The organism is Lacinutrix venerupis, assembly GCF_003663945.1.
Classification (GTDB): Bacteria; Bacteroidota; Bacteroidia; order Flavobacteriales; family Flavobacteriaceae; genus Lacinutrix; species Lacinutrix venerupis.
In genome coordinates this window covers 110,735-133,976 of record NZ_RCCH01000006.1, presented here as the reverse complement: position 1 = coordinate 133,976, position 23,242 = coordinate 110,735, and the positions used below count along the sequence as shown (strand labels likewise).

General features: G+C 29.4%; 22 protein-coding genes and 1 riboswitch. Of the genes, 11 read left to right on the top strand and 11 right to left on the bottom strand.

Features of this window, described 5'->3' with window-relative positions; genetic code table 11:
- Positions 1 to 12: 12 nt before the first annotated feature.
- On the bottom strand, positions 13 to 1,848 hold the full coding sequence (locus CLV86_RS10365; RefSeq protein WP_249037471.1) for a TonB-dependent receptor plug domain-containing protein: 1,836 nt from the start codon (positions 1,846 to 1,848) through the stop codon (positions 13 to 15).
- Positions 1,849 to 1,876: 28 nt separating this feature from the next.
- A riboswitch (cobalamin riboswitch) is annotated at positions 1,877 to 2,099 on the bottom strand.
- Positions 2,100 to 2,169: 70 nt separating this feature from the next.
- Between CLV86_RS10365 and CLV86_RS10360 the strand changes: the two genes are divergently transcribed.
- From CLV86_RS10360 to CLV86_RS10335, 6 genes are all read left to right on the top strand, one after another.
- Entirely contained in the window at positions 2,170 to 3,324 is a 1,155-nt protein-coding gene (locus tag CLV86_RS10360) for an ABC transporter substrate-binding protein (protein ID WP_121052166.1), read from the top strand.
- Positions 3,325 to 4,341: a FecCD family ABC transporter permease gene (locus CLV86_RS10355; RefSeq protein WP_121052164.1), complete on the top strand. Its 1,017-nt coding sequence runs from the start codon at positions 3,325 to 3,327 to the stop codon at positions 4,339 to 4,341.
- Position 4,342: 1 nt separating this feature from the next.
- Positions 4,343 to 5,137: an ABC transporter ATP-binding protein gene (locus CLV86_RS10350; RefSeq protein WP_121052162.1), complete on the top strand. Its 795-nt coding sequence runs from the start codon at positions 4,343 to 4,345 to the stop codon at positions 5,135 to 5,137.
- 72 nt (positions 5,138 to 5,209) lie between these two features.
- Positions 5,210 to 6,595: a DNA recombination protein RmuC gene (locus tag CLV86_RS10345; RefSeq protein ID WP_121052159.1), complete on the top strand. Its 1,386-nt coding sequence runs from the start codon at positions 5,210 to 5,212 to the stop codon at positions 6,593 to 6,595.
- A 29-nt stretch (positions 6,596 to 6,624) separates the two neighbouring features.
- Positions 6,625 to 6,981, top strand: a complete 357-nt coding sequence (locus CLV86_RS10340; RefSeq protein WP_121052157.1) for a 6-phosphogluconate dehydrogenase — start codon at positions 6,625 to 6,627, stop codon at positions 6,979 to 6,981.
- Positions 6,982 to 6,985: 4 nt separating this feature from the next.
- Complete coding sequence (locus tag CLV86_RS10335; RefSeq protein WP_076732478.1) at positions 6,986 to 7,543, top strand: acyl-CoA thioesterase; 558 nt, start codon at positions 6,986 to 6,988, stop codon at positions 7,541 to 7,543.
- 46 nt (positions 7,544 to 7,589) lie between these two features.
- Here CLV86_RS10335 and CLV86_RS10330 read toward each other — a convergent pair whose 3' ends face one another.
- The 3 genes from CLV86_RS10330 to rpmH all read right to left on the bottom strand — a co-directional run bounded on the left by CLV86_RS10330 (position 7,590) and on the right by rpmH (position 11,429).
- Positions 7,590 to 8,210 (bottom strand): T9SS type A sorting domain-containing protein, encoded by a 621-nt coding sequence (locus CLV86_RS10330; RefSeq protein WP_121052155.1) that lies wholly within the window; start codon positions 8,208 to 8,210, stop codon positions 7,590 to 7,592.
- A 104-nt stretch (positions 8,211 to 8,314) separates the two neighbouring features.
- Positions 8,315 to 11,167, bottom strand: coding sequence for a carbamoyl-phosphate synthase large subunit (gene carB / locus CLV86_RS10325; RefSeq protein WP_121052153.1), 2,853 nt, complete (start codon positions 11,165 to 11,167; stop codon positions 8,315 to 8,317).
- Positions 11,168 to 11,267: 100 nt separating this feature from the next.
- A complete protein-coding gene (gene rpmH, locus CLV86_RS10320) occupies positions 11,268 to 11,429 on the bottom strand; it encodes a 50S ribosomal protein L34 (protein WP_034059443.1) in 162 nt (53 codons plus the stop codon).
- 303 nt (positions 11,430 to 11,732) lie between these two features.
- Between rpmH and CLV86_RS10315 the strand changes: the two genes are divergently transcribed.
- Positions 11,733 to 12,317, top strand: a complete 585-nt coding sequence (locus tag CLV86_RS10315) for a hypothetical protein (protein ID WP_076732469.1) — start codon at positions 11,733 to 11,735, stop codon at positions 12,315 to 12,317.
- 52 nt (positions 12,318 to 12,369) lie between these two features.
- Here CLV86_RS10315 and cls read toward each other — a convergent pair whose 3' ends face one another.
- The 3 genes from cls to CLV86_RS10300 are packed head-to-tail and all read right to left on the bottom strand — an operon-like array spanning position 12,370 to position 15,475.
- Positions 12,370 to 13,830: a cardiolipin synthase gene (cls, locus tag CLV86_RS10310; protein ID WP_121052151.1), complete on the bottom strand. Its 1,461-nt coding sequence runs from the start codon at positions 13,828 to 13,830 to the stop codon at positions 12,370 to 12,372.
- On the bottom strand, positions 13,831 to 14,760 hold the full coding sequence (locus CLV86_RS10305; RefSeq protein WP_076732463.1) for a lytic transglycosylase domain-containing protein: 930 nt from the start codon (positions 14,758 to 14,760) through the stop codon (positions 13,831 to 13,833).
- A gap of 43 nt (positions 14,761 to 14,803) precedes the next feature.
- On the bottom strand, positions 14,804 to 15,475 hold the full coding sequence (locus CLV86_RS10300; protein WP_121052148.1) for an alpha/beta hydrolase family protein: 672 nt from the start codon (positions 15,473 to 15,475) through the stop codon (positions 14,804 to 14,806).
- A gap of 122 nt (positions 15,476 to 15,597) precedes the next feature.
- Here CLV86_RS10300 and CLV86_RS10295 point away from each other — a divergent pair, with 122 nt between their 5' ends.
- Entirely contained in the window at positions 15,598 to 15,894 is a 297-nt protein-coding gene (locus tag CLV86_RS10295; protein WP_121052146.1) for an N-acetyltransferase, read from the top strand.
- 48 nt (positions 15,895 to 15,942) lie between these two features.
- Here the strand turns inward: CLV86_RS10295 and mtaB are convergent, their stop codons facing one another.
- Positions 15,943 to 17,265, bottom strand: coding sequence for a tRNA (N(6)-L-threonylcarbamoyladenosine(37)-C(2))-methylthiotransferase MtaB (mtaB, locus tag CLV86_RS10290; RefSeq protein WP_121052144.1), 1,323 nt, complete (start codon positions 17,263 to 17,265; stop codon positions 15,943 to 15,945).
- A 98-nt stretch (positions 17,266 to 17,363) separates the two neighbouring features.
- Between mtaB and CLV86_RS10285 the strand changes: the two genes are divergently transcribed.
- Entirely contained in the window at positions 17,364 to 19,001 is a 1,638-nt protein-coding gene (locus tag CLV86_RS10285) for an ABC transporter substrate-binding protein (RefSeq protein ID WP_121052382.1), read from the top strand.
- Positions 19,002 to 19,185: 184 nt separating this feature from the next.
- Here CLV86_RS10285 and CLV86_RS10280 read toward each other — a convergent pair whose 3' ends face one another.
- The 3 genes from CLV86_RS10280 to CLV86_RS10270 form a co-directional block, all read right to left on the bottom strand.
- The gene (locus CLV86_RS10280) at positions 19,186 to 19,878 is read right to left on the bottom strand and encodes a lysoplasmalogenase family protein (protein WP_121052142.1); all 693 of its coding nucleotides are present in this window, start codon (positions 19,876 to 19,878) and stop codon (positions 19,186 to 19,188) included.
- Positions 19,879 to 19,978: 100 nt separating this feature from the next.
- Positions 19,979 to 21,154, bottom strand: a complete 1,176-nt coding sequence (locus CLV86_RS10275) for a GlmU family protein (protein WP_121052140.1) — start codon at positions 21,152 to 21,154, stop codon at positions 19,979 to 19,981.
- 144 nt (positions 21,155 to 21,298) lie between these two features.
- On the bottom strand, positions 21,299 to 21,550 hold the full coding sequence (locus CLV86_RS10270; RefSeq protein WP_076732448.1) for a type B 50S ribosomal protein L31: 252 nt from the start codon (positions 21,548 to 21,550) through the stop codon (positions 21,299 to 21,301).
- A 156-nt stretch (positions 21,551 to 21,706) separates the two neighbouring features.
- On the opposite strand from CLV86_RS10270, the gene CLV86_RS10265 reads away from it, so the two are divergent.
- Both CLV86_RS10265 and CLV86_RS10260 read left to right on the top strand, forming a co-directional pair.
- Positions 21,707 to 22,237, top strand: a complete 531-nt coding sequence (locus CLV86_RS10265; RefSeq protein WP_121052138.1) for a DUF4199 domain-containing protein — start codon at positions 21,707 to 21,709, stop codon at positions 22,235 to 22,237.
- Between the two features lie 37 nt (positions 22,238 to 22,274).
- Positions 22,275 to 23,240 carry a glycosyltransferase family 2 protein gene (locus tag CLV86_RS10260; RefSeq protein WP_076732447.1) on the top strand — a complete coding sequence of 322 codons (966 nt, stop codon included), beginning with the start codon at positions 22,275 to 22,277 and terminating at the stop codon, positions 23,238 to 23,240.
- Positions 23,241 to 23,242 lie beyond the last annotated feature (2 nt).

Here is a 23,242-nt window from a genome sequence, read left to right as displayed (position 1 = left end):
ATTTATTAGTGTTTAAAAATTAAAATTTAAGTAAGTATTAAAATGTGTTCCTGGCATAAAACGCCCTAAAACACTTTGGTAATTATGATTGAAAATATTATTTACTTGAGCACCTAACCTGAAGTTTTTATTACTTCCAAAAGTATAATCAACTCCAAAATGAGAAAGATAATAAGCATCTATATTATACTTTTTATTATTATCGGATTGTGTAAAAACCTCTCCAACATACAACTGTTGGTAGTATGCCGATAAGCGTTTATAATTATAACTCAATGTTGCTGTAGCCTTATGGTATGGCACATAAATAAGTTGTGTTTCTCGTTCCTGATCCTCGGAAACTGTATAAGCATAAGTACTTGAAAGTGATAAATGGTTTTCTCCAAACGATTGCTTAACGTTTAAAGCAGTTTCAATACCATATGTTTTAACATGATCGGTATTAATTGGCATCCAAATGGTACCGGTTGGCAACCACCTAATCATATCTTTTATATCGTTATAATAACCTGTAAGTGATAAATCTAAATTTTTATAAGTAAAGACATTACCAATTTCAATTTGATAAGAATTTTCTGGTTTTAGGTTTAGGTTTCCACCATCTTGCCAGTACAAATCATTAAAAGTTGGTACGCGATAATTTTTAGAACCATTTATAGATAAAGTATACAAGTCTGAAAAACTGTATTTTAAGCCTAAGCTATATAATAAAGGACTATTGTAATTATTTGTTATTTCTTGTCGTGTTGTAATTTCATATAAAAAACGTTCTCCAATATTATGTTTATACAATAAATTAAAGCCTGTAACATCACGTTTTACCTTATTTATACTAGAACCTTTTCCACTATTTTGAGTGTAATCTATAACAGGATTAATTGTAATATTATCGTCTAATTTATAAGATAAATCGTATTTTAAAATCAAACTATTAACATCACCATCTGTATAAGTATCTCTTGCTATATTAGAAAAGTATTTATAATTTTCTGTTATATAAGCAACTTTTAACTTAGAAGTAAATTTATCTGTAAGTCCAACATATTCTATTAGATTTCGAGTATCTCTATTCTTATATTTTGAAGGTGTTTCGGTAGAAGTTTGTAAAGCAAAATGGCGCTGTCCATCATAAAAACTACTATATACCTTAAGTATATTATTGTCGTTAATTTTATAACCTAGATTTAAACCAAAATTATTGCTATAAAATGCACCGTTTAAATTACTTCTATTGCTATCTACATAATCGTAATCATTTTCAGATTGTAAATAACTAACATTAGCATTAACACTTAATTTGCTTGTAGAATAATGACCTTTATAAGTTGTATTTATAGTACTAAAAGATCCAAAACTTGTACTTATATAATTTGTATTTTCATTATTATATCTAATCTCATTATTTAAATGTACAGAGCCGCCAATGGCTCCACTTCCATATAACACGCTTCCACCTCCACTACGTACATCTATATTATCGAAAATTTCAGTATTTACCGTACTAAAATCTGTTTGACCATTAAGTTGAGAATTAATATTTATACCATTCCAAACAACAGCTGTTTGTTGTGCAGTAGTACCTCTAAAAGAAGCCGAAGACACCATGCCATAACCGTTTTCTTTAAAATAAATAGGCGTATTACTATTTAATAAATGAGTTAAAAGTGCATTTTGTTTTTTTATAACACTGTCTGTTATTTTTAAAACAGACTGCGTATTAGTAAACGTTTTTAGTTTACTATCACTCAAAATAACTTCGTCTAAGTTTTGAATAGAGTCTAGCTTAGTTTGAGCCAAACAGCTTAAACTACAAATAATTGTAAATAAAATTAGAATACTTTTTTTCATAAATCTTAAAATCTTTCTCCCGAAGATTCTTTTGATAATGAATTTGGCAGGTCTCCTGACTTTTTTAATGTTACCATACCTTCCCAGAAAACTTTTCCAGTGGTTTTGAAGTTAATAACACCCTTTAAAAAGGTACTCAAACAAGTTGAGTATAAAATTACAGTTGCGGGAACAGTTCAAGTTTTGCACTTGATTCCCTTTTAATCAACAATGCTTCATTGCAAAGTCGAACCAAAATTCGACGCAAATCTACTCTTTTTGTTTAATCTAACACACAAAAGATTAAATAATCTTATTTTTGGAGTGTAAAAACCTAAGATTTTGAAAAATATACTATTCCTTTTTGTTGCAACTCTTATTTTTTCATGTAAAGAAGAGAAAGCTAATAATATTGAAATACCTCCAGCACATGTTGATAAAAATGAAAATAAAACGATTACTTATGCTGAAGGTTTTACAATTACAAAAAACAACAACCACTCTATTTTAGAGATTAAAAGTCCATGGCCAAACAGCACACAAACTTTTAAATACGTATTAATTTCAGCAGAAGAAGCTGCAAAAACTACGTTTATGAAAGAGGAGTACGATGCTATTTTAATAACACCTATAGAAAAAATAGTAGTAACCTCTACAACACACATTCCTGCTTTAGAACTTTTAAATGTTGAAGAAACCCTAATTGGGTTTCCTGGAACAAATTATATTTCTTCTGAAAAAACAAGAGCTAGAATTGATAGTAGCCTTGTTAGAGAATTAGGAAAAAATGAAGGCATAAATACCGAAGTGCTTTTAAATATAAATCCAAATGTTGTAATTGCTTTTGGAGTAGATGGAAAAAGCAAATCTTTAGAAACCATAAAAAAAGCTAATATTCCTGTAATTTACAATGGTGATTGGGTAGAAAAATCGCCGTTAGCAAAAGCCGAATGGATTAAGTTTTTTGGTGCTTTATATAATAAAGAAAACCAAGCCGATTCTATTTTTAATAAAATTGAAAAAGATTACACCCAAGCTAAAAAACTAGCCTTAAATGCAAAAAATAAACCTACTATTTTATCTGGAGCTATGCATAAAGATGTATGGTATTTACCAAACGGAACAAGTACAGAAGCACAGTTTTTAAAAGATGCTAATACAAACTATTTATGGAGCAATACAACCGATAAAGGAAGCATTGCCTTAAATTTTGAAGTCGTTTATGAAAAAGCTAAAACTGCCGATTTATGGTTGAGTCCTTCGTATTACACAAGTCTTGAAGCCTTAGAAGAAGCTAGCCAACATTACACTAAATTTGATGCCTTTAAAAACAAGCAAGTGTATTCATTTACTAACACTACAGGAAAAAACGGAGGTGTTTTATATTATGAATTAGGCACTGCAAGACCAGATCTAGTTTTAAAAGATATTATTAAAATATGTCATCCAGAATTATTAGAAAATTACGAGCCTTTTTTCTTTAAAAAATTAGACTAATTGGTAACATCAAAATCATATAAACTTTCTTTTATCATTCTAATAATTGTATTAATTATACTCTTTTTTGCGAATGTTAGTTTAGGTTCTATTTCTATACCTTTTAATACTGTATTTAATAGCTTAACGGGTAGTGCAGATAATTACATTATTCTAAACTATAGATTACCAAAAGCCATAACAGCCATATTAGTTGGTTCGGGTTTAGGTATATCTGGTTTATTAATGCAAACCTTATTTCGCAATCCATTAGCAGGACCATTTGTTTTAGGCATAACGTCTGGTGCAAGTTTAGGTGTTGCACTTGTTATTATGGGATCATCAGTTTTAGGTGGCTTTTTTGCAACATTACTTATCTCAAAATGGAGTTTAGTTATCTCTGCAAGTTTAGGTAGTTTTTTAGTTTTACTTACGGTTTTAATAGTCTCTTCTCGTGTGCGTGATACTATGGCGATTTTAATTATCGGGCTTATGTTTGGTAGTATTACAGCTGCGGTAGTTAGTGTACTGTCGTATTTTAGTTCTGCCGAAGAGTTACAACAATACATTTTTTGGGGATTTGGAAGTCTTGGCGATTTACAATGGAACGAGCTTAAAATATTTGCATTAATTTATAGTGTAGGCTTACTATTTAGTATTGCATCAATAAAAGCATTAAACACATTATTATTAGGCGAAAACTATGCAAAAAGTTTAGGTTTAAACATTAAACAAAGCCGCTTGATAATTATAATAGCAACCAGTTTACTTGCAGGAACAATTACAGCTTTTGCAGGACCAATTGCTTTTATTGGCTTAGCGATACCACATCTTACAAGGCAGGTTTTTAATACATCAAACCATAAAATATTATTACCTGCAGTTTTTTTATTTGGCGCTATAATAATGCTTATTTGCGATAGTATTGCACAATTACCAAATACAGATTACACCTTACCAATTAACGCTATAACTAGTTTAATTGGTGCTCCAGTAGTCGTTTGGTTATTAGTTAGAAAGAAAAAAATGGTGTTTTAACATGACTAAAGAAACTAAAAATATAATTTTAGAAACCAAAAACTTATCTATTGGTTACAAGTCTAAAAAGACCGAAAATACTATTGCTTCAAATATAAATATAGCACTTAAACAAGGTGAATTAATAGCTTTAGTTGGTGCAAACGGTATTGGCAAATCTACTTTACTACGCACACTTACTAATGTACAACCAAAATTAAATGGCGCCATAGCTATTAACGCTAAACCGTTGCAAGATTATGCACAGGTTGAACTTGCAAAAGTGCTAAGTTTGGTTTTAACCGAAACAGTATCATCTAAAAACCTTTCTGTATTCGAACTTGTTGCGCTTGGCAGACAACCATATACCAATTGGGTTGGAAATCTATCTAAAAACGATATAGATATAGTAAATAAAGCCATTGCACAAACAAATATTGAAGGTTTAAAACATAAAAAATGCTTTGAATTAAGCGATGGACAATTACAAAAGGTAATGGTTGCACGTGCTTTAGCGCAAGACACTTCACTAATTATTTTAGATGAGCCAACCACACATTTAGATATGTATCACAAAGCATACATTTTAAAATTGCTTCAAAAATTGGCTAAAGAAACAGGTAAAACTATATTGTTTTCTTCTCACGAAATAGATTTAGCTATTCAGCTTTGCGATAATTTAATTGTGATGAGCCATAACAGTTGCATGCAAAACACACCAGAACAACTTATAAATCAAGGTGCTTTTAACACTTTGTTTCCAAACGATTTAATAGTTTTCGACCAAACAACAAAAAGTTTTAGAGTAAAGAAATAATAGAAAACTAGTTACTTGTTTCTTACTCTTAAGTCTAAAAAAATTATCTTTGATAAAATTCAATAAAAATAAATGAACGACAACATCATTCTCATAATTGCCATATTAATTGCTGCTGCCATTGGTGCTTATTTAGGCATGTTATTTACTAAACTGAAAAGCAAAAGTGAAAAAAGTACTTTAGAAGAACGAAATAATAATTTACAACAGCAGTTTAATGATTTTAAACAATTTTCTGAAACTGAAAACCAAAAACAAAATCAAAATTTCGAAAATAAAATAGAAGAATTAAAGACGTCGCTTTATAAAATTGAAGCTGAACGTGAAGACATTAGACGTGAAAAAGACTTTTTAAGTACCGAACTAGCTAGAAGAAATACAGAGTACGAAAACCTTCAAAAGCTAAATTTAAAAAGAGATGAAGAGTTAGAAGAACGCCAAAAACAACTGCGTACAGATTTTGAAAATTTAGCAAATAAAATTTTAGATGCTAAATCTGAAAAATTTACACTTCAGAATAAAGAAAACATAAAGAATATATTAAATCCGCTACAAGAGAAAATTCAAATTTTCGAAAAAAAAGTAGACGATACACACAAGGAAAACTTCGGCTTACATTCTGCTTTAAAAACCCAATTAGAAGGTTTAAAAGAGCTTAATCAACAAATGACAAAAGAAGCTACAAACCTTACTAAAGCATTAAAAGGAGATAATAAAATGCAAGGTAATTGGGGAGAACTTGTTTTAGAACGTGTACTCGAAAAATCTGGTTTAGAAAAAGACAGAGAATACTACGTACAACAAAGTTTTACACGCGAAGATGGCACAAGAGTATTACCAGATGTTGTGTTGCATTTACCAAATAACAAACGAATGATTATAGATAGTAAAGTATCTTTAATTGATTATGAGCGTTTTGTAAACGCAGAAATGGAAGACAGAAGTCAATATTTAAAGGCTCATATAAATTCTATTAAAAAGCATGTAGACCAATTATCAGACAAGAATTATCAAGATTTATACGATATAGAATCTCCAGATTTTGTATTACTTTTTATACCTATAGAACCTGCATTTGCTATTGCAATTAATGAAGACAATTCACTATATAACAAAGCTTTTGAGCGTAATATTGTAATTGTTACACCTTCTACTTTACTTGCCACATTACGTACTATTGATACCATGTGGAATAACGAAAAACAACAACAAAACGCTATAGAAATTGCAAAACAAGCTGGTTCTTTATACGATAAGTTTGAAGGTTTAGTAAGTGATTTAATGGGTGTTGGCAAAAAAATAGATGCTGCTAAAACAGATTATTCTGCTGCCATGAATAAACTTGTTGAAGGTAAAGGAAACCTTGTTGGACGTGTAGAAAAACTAAAGAAAATGGGTGCTAAAGCAAAAAAAGCATTACCAGAAGCTATTATAAAACGTGCAAACGAAGAAGACTAAACACCTAAAATTAACTAACATAAAATTATATGAAATTTTTAATTAAAACACTTATAGTCATACTGCTAATAATAGCAGGTTATTTTGCTTTTGTTTATTTTGCAACTTACAGCGAAGGTGTTAGAGCTGGAGAATTAGTTAAGTTTAGTAAAAAAGGTGTTTTATTTAAAACTTGGGAAGGCGAAATTAGCCAAGGTGTTAGTGAAGCACAAATATTTAAATTCTCGGTAGAAGATGGAGAAACTCAAGTTATAGAAGACTTAAATAAATACCAAGGTCGATTAGTAAAACTAAGTTATTTTGAGCGTTACAAAACTTTATTTTGGTTAGGAGACACACACTATTTTGTAACTAAGGTAGAGCTTAACACAACAGAAAACCAGTAACATTATGCCAAACTATATTAAAGTAGATAATTCGCGCATTACCATTTCGGAGTTAATGGTGCCAGCACACACAAATTTTAGTGGAAAAGTTCATGGTGGTTATATATTAAGCTTAATGGACCAAATAGCATTTGCTTGCGCAAGTAAACATTCTAAAACATACTGTGTAACAGCATCTGTAGATACTGTAGATTTTTTAAACCCAATAGAAGTTGGCGAGTTAGTTACTATGAAAGCTTCTGTAAATTATGTAGGTAGAACATCAATGGTTGTTGGTATTAGAGTAGAATCTGAAAACATACAAACAGGAGAAAAAAAACATTGTAATTCTTCTTATTTTACAATGGTTGCAAAAGATGAAAATGGAAAATCTGTTGAAGTTCCTGGCTTAATTTTAAACGATAAAAACGAAGTAAAACGTTATTTAAAAGCCATTAAACGAAATGAAACTAAAAGAACCAGACAGGCAGAGTTTAACGATCAAAATTTTTCACATCACAACTACTTAGATCAACTTAAAGATTTAAAAGTAAAAATAGAATTACCAGATAATTTTAAATAAAAAAGCACTTTAAATTAAAGCACTTTTTTTCATTCTATTTTAAAATCTAAAGCTTTACAAAACGCTTAGTTAATTTTATATCCTGATTATTTGATGTTAAGCGTACCAAATACATGCCGCTTTTCCATTTACTAATATTTAATTTTGTATTTAAGCCATTTAAATATTCACTGTAAACACGTTTTCCTAGCAAATCAAAAACTTCTAATTGTAGTTCATCACTTAATGTTGGTATATTAATATTCATTTCATTATTTCCTGGATTTGGAAAAATTGAAAACTTAGTTGGTGTTTCAAATTGTTGCACTCCTAATGTACCTTCAGAAACAACTGTTATTGTTCCAAACATATTTGTTGAGTGTGGTTGACAAACAAAATCTGTTGTACCAACACTTGTAAAAGTATGAGAAAAATTTACACCTGGTGTACTAGTTGGAGCTCCACTGTTAAAGGTTTCGGTTCCTCCTGTAGAAGCAACATTGTGAGTACCTGAAGCATACCAATTCCACTCTACCGTATCTCCTACTTCTATAGTTCTATTTGTATTTGCATTTCCTGATGCAGTTGGATTTGATCCAAAGCTCCAATCTATTGTAACGGTTTCAACTTGTGCCGCTAAACTTAGAGACATAGTTATGCTTAAAATAAAGAGTAATTTTTTCATCATATTAAGTACATTTAATTATCTAAAAGTACAAAAAAATAATAAAAAAAGCACAGATTTTAAAAATAAAAAACTGTGCTTCAGTTAATTAAAAAAAATCAATAAGCTTATTTACTTAAATACATTTTACGTCTTGAGTATAAATTGTAGAATTCATCGTCTTTTAAATCGTCTATAAATAAGATGCTTTCTCCAGTACTTTTCATTTCTGGGCCTAGTTTTTTATTTACATTATGAAACTTATTAAAAGAGAATACTGGTTGCTTAATTGCATATCCATTTAACTTTGGATTAAAGTTAAAATCAGTAATTTTTTTCTCACCTAACATTACTTTAGTTGCAAAGTTAACATAAGGTTCTCCATAAGCTTTAGCTATAAAAGGTACCGTTCTAGAAGCTCTTGGGTTGGCTTCAATAATATAAACTTTATCGTCTTTTACAGCAAATTGTATGTTTATTAAACCTACTGTATTTAATGCTAAAGCAATCTTTTTTGTATGGTCTTTAATTTGTTGCATTACTAAATCTCCTAAGTTAAAAGGAGGTAATAAAGAGTTACTATCACCAGAGTGTATTCCACATGGTTCAATATGCTCCATGATACCAATAATGTAAACATTTTCACCATCGCAAATGGCATCTGCTTCAGCTTCAATGGCACCATCTAAATAATGGTCTAACAACAGTTGGTTTCCTGGCATACGGCTTAATAAGTCTACAACATGTTTTTCAAGTTCTTCTTTATTAATAACAATTTTCATGCCTTGACCTCCAAGTACGTATGATGGCCTTACTAGAATTGGAAAATCTAAAACATCTGCTATTGCAGAAGCTTCGTCTGCTGTTGTAGCAATATCAAATTCTGGATAAGGAATTTCTAATTCTTTTAATAAAGTAGAAAAACGACCTCTATCTTCGGCTAAATCTAATGCTTCAAAACTAGTACCTAATATTTTCACACCGTAACGTTCTAGTTTTTCGGCTAATTTTAAAGCGGTTTGTCCACCAAGTTGTACTATTACACCTTCTGGTTTTTCATGCTTAATTATATCGTAAATATGTTCCCAGAATACTGGTTCAAAATATAATTTATCTGCTGTATCAAAATCTGTAGAAACAGTTTCTGGATTACAGTTAATCATGATGGTTTCGTAGCCACATTCTGCAGCAGCTAATACACCATGAACACAACAGTAATCGAACTCGATACCTTGCCCAATACGGTTTGGACCAGATCCTAAAACAATAACTTTTTTCTTATCTGTAACAATACTCTCGTTTTCTGCTTGACGTACACCATCTACTGTTTCAACATCGTTTTCAAATGTTGAGTAATAATAAGGTGTTTTTGCTTCAAACTCTGCTGCACAGGTATCTACCAGTTTATAAACACGATTAATATTTAATTCTTCACGTTTATTATATACTTCACTTTCTAAACAGCCTAACATGTGAGCTATTTGTCTGTCTCCGTAACCTTTTTGTTTTGCTTCTAGTAATAAATCTTTTTGTATAGTATCTATTGTAAAGGTTGAAATTTCTTTTTCGATAAAGTATAGCTCTTCGTATTGCTTTAAAAACCACATATCAATTTTAGTGATTTCATGAATACGACTTAATGGAATTCCCATTTGAATGGCATCATAAATAGCAAATACACGATCCCAACTAGCATGTGTTAATTTATCTATAATCTGGTCGTAGTTTTTATAACCTTTACCATCTGCACCTAAACCATTACGCTTAATTTCTAGCGATTGTGTTGCTTTGTGTAAGGCCTCTTGGAAACTTCGTCCAATTCCCATTACTTCTCCAACAGATTTCATTTGTAAACCTAAAGTTCTGTCTGATCCTTCAAATTTATCAAAATTCCAACGTGGTATTTTTACAATTACGTAATCTAAAGTTGGCTCGAATAAAGCAGATGTAGATTTAGTAATTTGGTTTTCTAATTCATCTAAATGATAGCCTAACGCTAATTTAGCAGCAACTTTTGCAATAGGATATCCTGTTGCCTTACTTGCTAAAGCAGAAGAACGTGATACACGCGGATTTATCTCGATAGCAATAATGTCTTCATTTTCATCTGGACTTACAGCAAATTGTACATTACAACCACCTGCAAAGTCTCCAATATTACGCATCATATGGATAGCCATATCACGCATTTTTTGGTATGTTTTATCACTTAAAGTCATTGCTGGAGCAACCGTAATTGAGTCTCCTGTATGAATACCAATAGGATCCATATTTTCAATAGCACAAATAATAACAACGTTATCATTAGAGTCTCTAAGTAACTCTAACTCGTATTCTTTCCAGCCAATTAAGGCCTTATCTATCATAACTTCGTGAATTGGAGAAATCTCTAAACCACGAGTTAAAAGTTCATCAAAATCTTCTTCTTTATATACAAAAGAAGCTCCTGCTCCACCTAAAGTAAAAGATGCTCTAATAATTAATGGGAAACCAAATTCTTGAGCAATTTCTTTTCCTTTTAAATAAGAGGTTGCTGTAGCTTGTGGCGCCATAGGAATACCAATATCAAGCATTAACTCTCTAAACTTCTCTCTATCTTCGGTAATATTTATGGCATCGATATTAACACCAATAATTTCTACATCAAAATCTTTCCAGATACCTTTTTCATCTGCTTCAATACATAAATTTAAAGCAGTTTGTCCTCCCATAGTAGGTAAAACAGCATCAATTTGTGGATGCTTTTTAAGTATTTCTATTAGAGATTTTGTAGTAAGAGGTAACAAATATACATGATCTGCCATTGAAGGATCCGTCATGATAGTTGCTGGGTTAGAATTTATTAAAATAGTTTCTATTCCGTCTTCTCTTAACGAGCGTAAAGCTTGAGTTCCAGAGTAGTCGAATTCACAGGCTTGTCCAATTATAATAGGACCTGAGCCAATAATAAGTATTGATTTTAATTTAGAGTTCTTTGGCATTGTTATTAATTATTATGTGGTGCAAAAATAGTAAAACTTAGATATAAAAAAAGGCGTTACACCTAAGTAACGCCTTTAATATATTAACAATTGTTAATCATTATTTTTTATGTCTAGTTTCAGTTGAAACAGATAATTTCTTTCTTCCTTTTGCTCTTCTACGAGCTAATACCTTTCTACCATTAGCAGAAGCCATTCTTTCTCTAAAACCATGTTTATTTCTTCTCTTTCTTTTCGATGGCTGAAACGTTCTTTTTGGCATTGTCTTATTTTTTTAAATCTGAATTGTAAAATCTATCTCATTTTTGTTTTGAGCATTCCCCAAAACTGAGCGCAAATATACAACGACTTTTTTATTTAGCAAACCTTATTTAAAAAATATTTTATTATGATTTGTTTTCTTAGCAAAAATAAAGGCTTTTGCAAGAAAATAAGGGTATAATAACGTACAATTACATTTTTTAACTAAGGATATTTCAGAAAAATTGAGTTTCTTTGCAGTCTTAAAACAGAAAAATAACGCTAGAAATATGTAGAGCGTTATTAAAACAATAAATATATAACAATGTATAATAAAGTATTTAAATTAATAATTGCAGGTTTAATTTTAGCTACTGCTATTTGGCAGTTTACAGAAGGTGGTATTGGAAACGGTATCATGCTTATTTTTTTAGCTTTAATTTTTGTGTTTCTATATTTTAAAAATGAATTTATTTTACTTGCCTTTTTAAAATTACGTAAACAAGATTTTCCTGGTGCTCAAAAATGGCTTAATAAAATTAAAAATCCAGAAGCAGCCTTAGTAACTAAACAACAAGGTTACTTTAATTATTTGCAAGGTATTATGGTTTCTCAAACCGATATGAATCTTGCTGAAAAACACTTTAAAAAAGCTGTAAATTTAGGTTTAAGTATGGACCAAGATATGGCAATGGCAAAATTAAACTTAGCCGGAATAGCTTTTTCTAAAAGAAGAAAACAAGAAGCTACTATATTAATTAATGAAGCTCAAAAACTAGACAAAAATAACATGTTAAAAGAGCAAATTAAAGAAATGAAAGCAAACATGAAACGTGCACAAGGAGCACCAAACCAACATTTTGGACAAGGTGGCTCTATGAGAGCGCAGCGTAGAGCATCGCGCAGATAAGTTTTATTAAAATATTTTTACTAAAAGCTCACGTTTGTGAGCTTTTTTTATTTTATAATAATGGCGCCCAAAGCTTACAATAAGCTTCTTTTAATTTTTGAATTTTAGATCTATTTTTCCATTCTTCAGGATTCATTTCTATTGCATCTTTTAAATCTTCCATAAAAATAAATTTTAACTCTTTACTTTTATCTTTATCGTAAATAACAGCGTTAATTTCGAAATTGATATTAAAACTTCTATAATCTAAGTTTGAAGTTCCTATTGTAGAAAACACATTATCTACAACCATTGTTTTTGCATGAATAAATCCTTTTGTATAACGATATACTTTAATATTTGCGTTAAACAAACGTTGTAAATAAGAGTTTGTAGCATGTTTAGCAATAATAGAATCGCTTTCGTCTGGAATAAGTAGTCTAACATCTATACCACTACGAGAAGCAATTTGTAATGCCATAATAATCTCATCGTTTGGAATAAAGTAAGGTGTTGTTAAATAAACATAATCGTCTGCAGTGGTAATTGCAAAGAAAATAACATCCATAATATTAGACCAATCTGTATCTGGACCACTAGCAGCAATTTGCACCGCTACTGTATCTTCACATTTTTTATTTGGAAAATATTCTTTTGAGAGATCTTCTATTTTAGAGTCTGACACAAACTGCCAATTGGTTAAAAACTGTACTTGCAAAGTTATTACTGCCTCACCTTCTAATCGAATATGTGTATCTCTCCAATATAATTTTTTACCTGGTTTATTTACATAATCGTCTGCAACATTTATACCTCCCACATAACCTATAGCACCATCGATTATGGCAATTTTTCTATGGTTACGGTAATTCATTCTACCTGTAAATTTTGGAAATAAAACTGGCATAAAAGAATAAAACTCGACACCTGCGCTTTTTAATTGGTGTTTCATTTTTCGAGAAATACTTGCACCAACATCATCTACACTTAAACGTACTTCTAAACCTTCTTTTGCTTTTTCACATAATAAATTTAATAGCTGTGTACCAATGTCGTCGTCTTTAACAATGTAATATTCTATATGTAAATGGTGTTTTGCTTTTTTTATATCCTCAAATAATCGTTTAAACTTATTTTCACCATTTTTAATAATTTCTACACTATTGCATCTTGTTAATGGTGCTTTATCGCTTTTTTGGAGTAATTGTGCTAAACGAATTTTATCTTCAAGAAAATCGTCTTGTAGTTCTTTTAACTGCTTATTATTTTGTTCTAAATCTTCATTTAAAGATTTTATAATTTTTTGATTTAAAACATTTTTACGGTTAAATATTTTATTCTTTCTATATTCTTGACCAAATAAATAATAAACCAAAAGTCCTAAAAAAGGAAAAAACACTAACACAATAATATATGTTAGTGTTTTTGTTGGATTTAAATTTCTAAAAAGTATTGTAATTACTGCAGAAATTGCAAGTAAATAATTAATTGAAATTATTATTACAAACCAATTATTTTTTAAAAACTCTATCATTTATGGAGTTGTAGAATAATAACCTTTTTCAGGTATATCTATAAAATATTGTTTTCTAGACGCATTATTAAGTTTGTTTTCTCGTAACCAAGGATTATGAATTTTTAATATTTTATAGTTAATTCCCATATCTTTTGCAAACTGAGCAAAATCTGTAACAGCAGTATCTACAGCCACTTTATATGTTGGTATAGCAGAATACAAATCTTTAGTTCTAAAGTTAAAACCATATTTTGCAGGATTAGATAAAATCTCTTTTAAAGCTATTATTCTAAAAACATAACGTCCGGTTTCTTCACCTAAAAGCAAATCGTAGTAATTATCTACTTTTTGCTCTTCTAATCGTCTTGAAACACCATAATTTCCGGCATTGTAAGCAGCAGCAGCATTTGTCCAAGAACCTAAACGTTCTTTAGATTTTTTTAAATAATCGCAAGCTACTTGGGTTGCCATTTCTAAATTGTAACGCTCATCTACATTACTATTTACTTCTAATCCATTTTCTTTACCAGTAGCTTTCATAATTTGCCAAAAACCACTTGCTCCGGCAGGAGAACGTGCATTTGTTAATCCGCTTTCTATTACTGCTAAGTATTTAAAATCATCTGGAATACCGTTTTTAGCTAAAATAGGTTCTATAATAGGAAAATATTTTTGAGCACGTTTAAACATTAACAAACCATTAGATTGCCAATAGGTGTTTACTAACAACTCTTTATCCATACGTTCTAATATATCCGGATTTTCTAAAGGTACGCGCTCTCCTGCAAAATCTAAATAATCTGGTACTTGTAAGGCATAAACATTATAATCGTTAATAATTTTCTTTTCTAAATTCTCATCTGTTGGTGCTTCTTGTAAAGCATTAATAAACAATAATCCTAAGCATACAAGACCAATACCTGCCAATACTTTTTGTGCAATTTTCATCATCATTTCGTTTTTTATAAATTTATAATAATTTAATTAAAAATTATTCTTTTTCACCTAAAATTAACTTTGGTAAATTTTCGTTAAACCACTTGTATTTATCTATTATCATAATATGTGTTCCATTTTTTACAGTAATACAATTTGTTATGCAATTGTGCGGAAACACTTTGTCTTTTTCTCCATGAATATGAATGGCTTCTGGAATGACTTTATCTTGCTCCCAATTAATAACTTGCTCTATAGACCAATCTAAATAATATTTATCATTAACAGAAAGATATTTTTTATATAAATCTATACGTTTTTTAATTAAATCTCCAAACGAAAATTTTGCCAATAAATCGAGGTTACTTGCTAATTGTGTTGGTAATAACTTATATGCTTTAGTCGTTTTTAAAATTTTAAATCTATTAGGAAGCTCATGCTTAGTTTTTACACTAGAGACTACAAACAATTTCCTTAATTTAACATGTTTACTCATCTCTTGCACTAAAATACCTCCAAAAGAAACGCCTAATAGTACAATATTTTCATGTTTAATATTATTAATCATTCTTAAAGCATAATTACTTAATGTTTCATTTTTAATAGGAATTTCCCATGTAAGTTTATGTAATTGAAACTGATCTTTGGGAAGCGAAATATTATCAAAAATTGAAGGATTAGCCGCCATACCAGGCATTAAATAAACATGTATTATATCTTGACTCATAAGCTTTTAACAGTTATTAATAATCACTTAAGGATAATTTTACGTATTTTTGTAATGCGTAAAGCTATAAAATAGATGGCACTATTTTTGTTCCCTTAACAATAAATTAAACTTATTATAATATGACTGCTGCTGCTGAACTAGTTGACAATGATTTTCTACGTCAATTCGAATTAAAAACCGGGAATGATTTTGCTAAAATTGAATATTCTTTACAAGAGCGAAAGATATTTTTAACAAAATTAATTATTCCTGAAGAAGTTACAGACCAAAACTTTGCCGGAGATTTTTTAAAATTGGTTTTTGAAAATGTTGAAGAACGCAACCTAAGTGTTGTACCTACAAGTCCTGAAATTGCTAAGTTTATTAGGCGTAATAGGCAGTATAAAAAATTACTACCTGTTGGATTAAGAATATAATTTATAAATAAACAAAATTAAAACTGAAATTAACGTTTCAGTTTTTTTTTATACCAAAATGTTTTCAAATTCAAATCTTACCAAGCCATCATCATCTATACTTGTAAGCTTTACTTGATGGATAGTATTTACTAAATATGGATCCCAAGGTGCTTTTACTTTTACATAATTTTCTGTAAAACCATGTATATAACCTTCTTTGTTTTCGCTTTCAAACAATACACTTCTTGAAGTGTTTATTTGCTTTTCATAAAAAGCACGGCGTTTTTTTGCACTTAAACCGCGTAACATTTTACTTCGCTTACTTCTTATATTTTTTGGCACAACATTTTTAAAACTTGCAGCTTCCGTATTATCTCTTTCGGAATACGTAAACACGTGTAAATATGAAATATCAAGTGCATTTAAAAAATTATATGTTTCTAAAAAATGCTCTTCGGTTTCTCCCGGAAAACCAACAATAACATCTACACCTATGCAAGCATGAGGCATGACCTCGTTAATTTTTGCTACACGATCTACATATAGTTCTCGCATATAACGACGTTTCATTAATTTTAAAATATCATTATGTCCACTTTGTAATGGTATATGAAAATGTGGTACAAATGCTCTAGACTTACTTACAACATCTATTGTTTCATTTTTTAATAAATTAGGTTCTATAGACGAGATACGTAATCGCTCGATACCTTCTACTTGATCTAATTCTTGAACTAATTCTAAAAAAGTATGTTCGTGTTTTTTATTACCAAATTCACCTTTTCCATAATCACCAATATTAACTCCTGTTAATACAATTTCCTTAATACCTTTTGCTGAAATTTCTTGAGCATTTTTTATAACATTTGCTAATTCATCGCTTCGCGAAATCCCTCTAGCTAAAGGAATAGTACAATAGGTACATTTATAATCGCAACCATCTTGTACTTTTAAAAAAGCACGTGTTCTATCTCCTATAGAATAGCTACCTACATAAAAATCGGCATCATTTATATCGCAAGAATGTACTTCTCCAAAATCATTTTTAGTAAGATCGTTAAGGTAATCTGTAATTTTAAATTTTTCTGTAGCACCTAAAACCAAATCTACACCATTAACATCTGCTAATTCCTCTGGTTTTAATTGCGCATAACAACCAACTGCAGCTACAAAAGCTTCTGGATTTGCTTTTTGAGCTTGCTTAACTATAGTTTTAAAACGTTTATCGGCATTCTCGGTTACAGAGCAAGTATTTATTACATAAATATCTGCGGTTTCAGAAAAATCTACGCGCTCAAATCCTTCATCTTTAAAACTCCTAGCAATTGTAGATGTTTCAGAAAAATTAAGCTTGCAGCCTAAAGTGTAAAATGCGACTTTTTTATTCATTTTATAGTTTTATCTTTTCCTTACAGAAAGAAATCTCATTATATTTACCAATTAACTCTCGTTTTAAAGGAAGCGCAAATTTACAATTAAATTACAAAATGATAAAATTGAAAAACAAGCAATATTTTAGTTTAATTAACTACTTAACAGCAACTTGCCTTTTCTTTTTATTTTTTTCTTGTAATAATAAGCATAACACCATAGACAATACTCTTGTTTTTAGATATAACGAGCATAAAAATATAGGGTCTTTAGATCCTGCTTTTGCTAAGGACAATGCAGATATTTGGGCTGTAAATCAACTATTTAATGGTTTAGTGCAAATGGATAGCAACTTAAATGTAAAACCTAGTATTGCAAAAAATTGGTCTATTTCCAAAGATGCACTTACCTACTCTTTTACTCTTAGAGATAATGTTTATTTTCATAAACACAAGCTGTTTGGTAAAGATTCTACACGCACTGTAAAAGCTTTAGATTTCGAGTATAGTTTTAATAGACTTATTGACAAAGAAATAGCGTCTTCTGGACGTTGGGTTTTAAATAAAGTAGAGCATTTTTATGCAGAAAATGATAGTACTTTTAACATTAAACTAAAACAACCATTTCCGGCATTTTTAGGTTTATTAACCATGAAATATTGCTCTGTAGTACCAAAAGAGATTGTTGAACATTATGGTACAGAATTTAGAGCGAACCCAATTGGCACAGGTCCTTTTAAATTTAAACGTTGGGAAGAAAATATTAAGTTAGTTTTTAGAAAGAATAATAATTATTTTGAAAAAGATTCTAATGGAAATAGTTTGCCTTATTTAGAAGCTATTGCTATTACTTTTTTACCAGACAAACAAAGTGAGTTTTTACAATTTATTCAAGGTAATTTAGATTTTTTAAACTCATTAGATGCTTCGTACCAAGATGATATTTTAACCAGCAAAGGCGAGTTAAGATCAAAATACAAATCTGCTGTTAATATGATTCGAGGTCCATATCTAAATACAGAGTATTTAGGTTTTTATATGGATTCTGAAATTCCTGAAATACAATCGGAATACATAAGAAAAGCTGTAAATTATGGTTTTGATAGAAAAAAAATGATGACTTATTTACGTAATGGCATTGGCATTCCTGCAAATGGTGGTTTTATACCCAAAGGTCTACCAGGTTATAATGCAGAAATAGGATATTCTTTTAATCCTGAAAAAGCCAAAACACTTATAAATTTATTTAAAAAAGAAACTGGTAATAATACGCCAGAAATTACTATAACTACAACTAGCAATTACCTTAATTTTTGTGAATATATACAACGTGAATTACAAAAAATAGGACTTATAGTTAATATAGATGTTATACCTGCTTCTACTTTAAAAAGCGCTAAAGCTAATGGTAAATTAGATTTTTTTAGAGCTAGTTGGGTTGCCGATTATCCAGATGCTCAAAATTACTTATCACTATATTACAGCAAAAATTTTGCACCAAACGGTCCGAATTATACTCATTTTAAAAATGAAAATTTTAACACTTGGTACTCACAATCTTTTACAGAGACTAATAATAAAGCAAGAGAAATATTGTATACTAAATTAGATAGTTTAATTATGCAAGAAGCTCCTATAGTTCCTCTGTATTATGATGAAGTAGTTAGGTTTACTAGGCAAGATGTAAGAAACTTAGGTATAAATCCAATAAATATGCTAGATTTAAAACAAGTCTCTAAAGCAAATATTCATTAGCTATAAATCTATTTTTATATATAACCAAGTAATTAAATTAAGTCATTACAACAAAAAAGATAATTAGATTGCAAAATATCTACACCAATTTTTCTTTTATCTTAACCTCTATTAAAATACCATACACAATTATAAAATAAGGTTTTTTAATTTCAAAAATTGCTTTTAACATTTAGTATTACAATTATTTATTATCTACTTCTTTTAAAATTCCAAACACAATAAGATATTGCGCTAAACAATAAAAAAACATTATTGTTAGTTTATTGTATGCTATTAATGGATTATAAAACATCTTAAGCATATTAATACTATCTGCAAACATAAATGCTACAACTCCCACCATTACTAACCAAAAACTTTTAGAATTCACTTCTTCTTTTCTTAAAAAAGCAAATTGCATCAATAACATTGCTACAAACAAATAGATAAGAAATGGTATAAAAAAACCACCTAAATTACTGTATACAAGAAACATAATTACACTCATATAAGTAAAACAGAACAGTAAAAACGGAATTAATTTAGATATTTTAAAATCTTTATTATTTAAAAACCGTATAGAGTAAAATATTTTTGCAATAGCAAATAATATTCCTGCAATAACAAAATGTATAATATTATTATCGTTACCTCTTATAAAAAAAAAGTCTCCTAAAATAAATAGACTTAATGCTGTAATTACAAGTTTCTTTTTATTAGCGTCTTTTTGTTTAGTATTATAAAGATAAAACACAAGCAAACTTGAGCTTAACAATATTTTTGAAACATACCTACAAGAGTATAAAACATCGCTATTCTTAAAAAAGGCGTCTAGAATATATAAAATAAGATATATAATTGTAAACCTAAATGGATATTTAAAAATAAATTTCATATTCGCATTTGGAATATCGAATATAAAATTTTTAATTTAATTTTAACAAAAAAATACGCACAAAAAAAATCTTTAAATACTCATTTTCAACTATTAAAGTTTAGTCTCTTCTAAACTTTTTAGTCTCTTCAAAAACATGTTCTAAAATAGATTGATCAATATCTGTAAACTCTAATGCTCTTCTAGACATTACTACTTTACACACTTCAAAAGCCTTTTTAGTTAAATATGTTGTAAAGCCTCCACTTCCTCCCCAACTATAACTTGGGACAAAATTTCTAGGAAAACCACTACCAAAAATATTTGCATTCACACCAACTACAGTTCCTGTATTAAACATAGTATTAATACCACATTTACTATGGTCTCCCATCATTAATCCACAAAACTGCAATCCTGTTTTAGCAAAACCTTCAGTTTCATAATCCCAAAGTCTTACTTCTGCATAGTTATTTTTTAAATTAGAATTGTTAGTATCTGCTCCTAAATTACACCATTCTCCTAAAACTGAATTCCCTAAAAAACCATCATGACCTTTATTGGAATATCCAAACAAAACTGAATTATTAACTTCTCCTCCAACTTTACTATGCGGTCCAACTGTTGTTGCTCCATATATTTTTGTTGCTAATTTTAAGGTAGCATTATCACATAAAGCTAATGGACCACGCACCACAGAACCTTCCATAATTTCTGCATTTTTTCCAATGTAAATAGGTCCTGTATTTGCATTAAGTGTTGTAAATTCTAACTTAGCACCTTCTTCTATAAAAATATGTTCTGCACCAATTATATTATTAGATTTTGGAATTGGTTGAGACGTTCTATCTTGAGTAATTAATTTAAAATCTTGAGTAATTGCCTCGGCGTTTTTTGAAAAAATATCCCAAGTATGCTCTATTGTTATAGTTTCATCTTCAAATTCGATAGCTTCAAAAGTAGACAAATCTATATCTTCTTGTCCTTCTTTCGTAAAAAAGGCAATAACTTCTTCATCTTTAAAAATGGCTTGATTTTCCTTTAAATCTTTAATTTTTTCAACTAAAGCCTCTGTTGGACAAAACGACGAATTAATCATCACATTTGTTTCCAACTCAACCATTGGCCATTTTTCAGACAAATAATCTTCAGTAACTGTAGTTGTAGTAGTTTGCAAATGCTTTTCCCATTTTTCTCGAATGGTTAAAATACCAACTCTAATGTCTGCAACTGGTCTTGTGTACGTAAATGGTAGCAATTGGTTTCTTGCTGGACCATCAAAAAGAATATAATTCATAAGTAAATTGAAAGGTTTAAGAATTATAAGTTAAAAGCTTTACCATTAACTTAAACTAAAGATTAAAACAAAAGTAGCTTAAATACCGAAAACAAAAAAGCCTTTCATAATTATGAAAGGCTTTTAAATATATTGCAAGCTAAATTATTTTTTAAATTTAGCGTATTTGTTTTTAAACTTGTCAATACGACCAGCCGTATCAATTAATTTAGATTTACCTGTATAAAAAGGGTGAGATGTTCTAGAGATTTCCATTTTTACTAATGGGTACTCAACACCATCAACTTCTAAAGTTTCGCTTGTGTTAGCTGTAGATTTTGTTAAAAAAACGTCTTCGTTAGACATATCTTTAAATGCCACTACTCTATAATTTTCTGGATGTATATCTTTTTTCATCGCTAAATGCTTTTATTGTATTCTAAATTCGAGGTGCAAATTTAATCATTTTTTATAATTCTACACTATTTTTTTAAAAATAATTTAAACTTATTTCTGTAACGTTTTTTTATCTTTGACTACTAACTACTATAATCAACAAAAAAACACAAAAATATGGAAACTACAACAAAATCATCTGCTACTAATTATGGGTTATATTTAGGTGGAGTATTAGCTCTTGCAACAATATTAGTTTATGCTTTAAAGCTTGAGCTTTTTGCAAGTATAACATTAGGAATTATTCTTTTTGTAATAACATTAACCTTTGGAGTAATTTCAATTATTAAAGCTAAAAAAATACAAAATGGTTTTATTAGCTTTAAAGAAGCTTTTACATCTTACTTTATAACAGTGCTTATAGGTATTGTAATTAGTTCTTTAATTTCTTTTATAATTTTTAATTTTGTTGACCCAGAAGCTGCAGAAACATTAAAAGAAATAGCATTAGAATCTCAAGTAGAAATGTTAAGAAACTTTAATCAGCCAGAAGAATCTATTGAAATGGTAGTTGAAGCTTCAGAGAAACAAGGCAACTTATTTTCTATTCAAAATGTATTTACATCTTTAATTGGATACATTATATTTTATAGCATTATTGGACTTATTATTTCTTTAATAATGAAAAGAAAGCCTGAAAACGCATAATAGTTTTATATTTGAAGTATTAATTTCGAAATAATACATGAATATATCTGTAGTCATACCACTACTTAACGAACAAGAATCTCTTACAGAATTACACGATTGGATTGCTAAAGTTATGCAATCCAATCGTTTTTCTTATGAAATTCTCTTTATAGACGATGGCTCTACTGATGAGTCTTGGAAAACTATAGAAACATTATCTAAAGCTAATGCAAATGTAAAAGGCATACGTTTTCTTAAAAATTTTGGTAAATCGCAAGCACTTCATGCTGGATTTGAAAAAGCCAAAGGAGACGTTATTATTACTATGGATGCCGATTTACAAGACAATCCTGAAGAAATACCTGCTCTTTATAACAAAATTACAAAAGATAATTTCGATCTTGTTTCAGGATGGAAAAAGAAACGCTACGATAATAAATTTACAAAAAATTTACCTTCAAAACTCTTTAATTGGGCGGCCAGAAAAACATCTGGTGTAAAACTAAACGATTTTAATTGTGGCCTCAAAGCCTACAAAAATGTTGTTGTTAAAAATATTGATGTAAATGGTGAGATGCACCGCTACATTCCTGTTTTAGCAAAAAATGCAGGTTTTACTAAAATTGGAGAGCAAGTTGTGCAGCATCAAGCTAGAAAATATGGTGAAACTAAATTTGGAATGGAGCGTTTTATTAATGGCTTTTTAGATTTAATTACCATTTGGTTTATTTCTCGTTTTGGAAAAAGACCAATGCATTTATTTGGTGCATTGGGTGTTATTATGTTTGCTATTGGCTTTGTTTTTTCTGTATATTTAGGAATAGATAAGTTATTTTTTCATAAAACTGGAAGATTAATAACAGAAAGACCGCAATTTTTTATTGCGCTAACAACAATGATTATTGGTACACAGTTTTTTATTGCTGGTTTTTTAGGCGAAATAATTTTACGTTCTAAACAAAACAAAAAACGATATTTAGTAAAAGAAGAATTAAATTTAAACAACACTGTAATTAACTAACC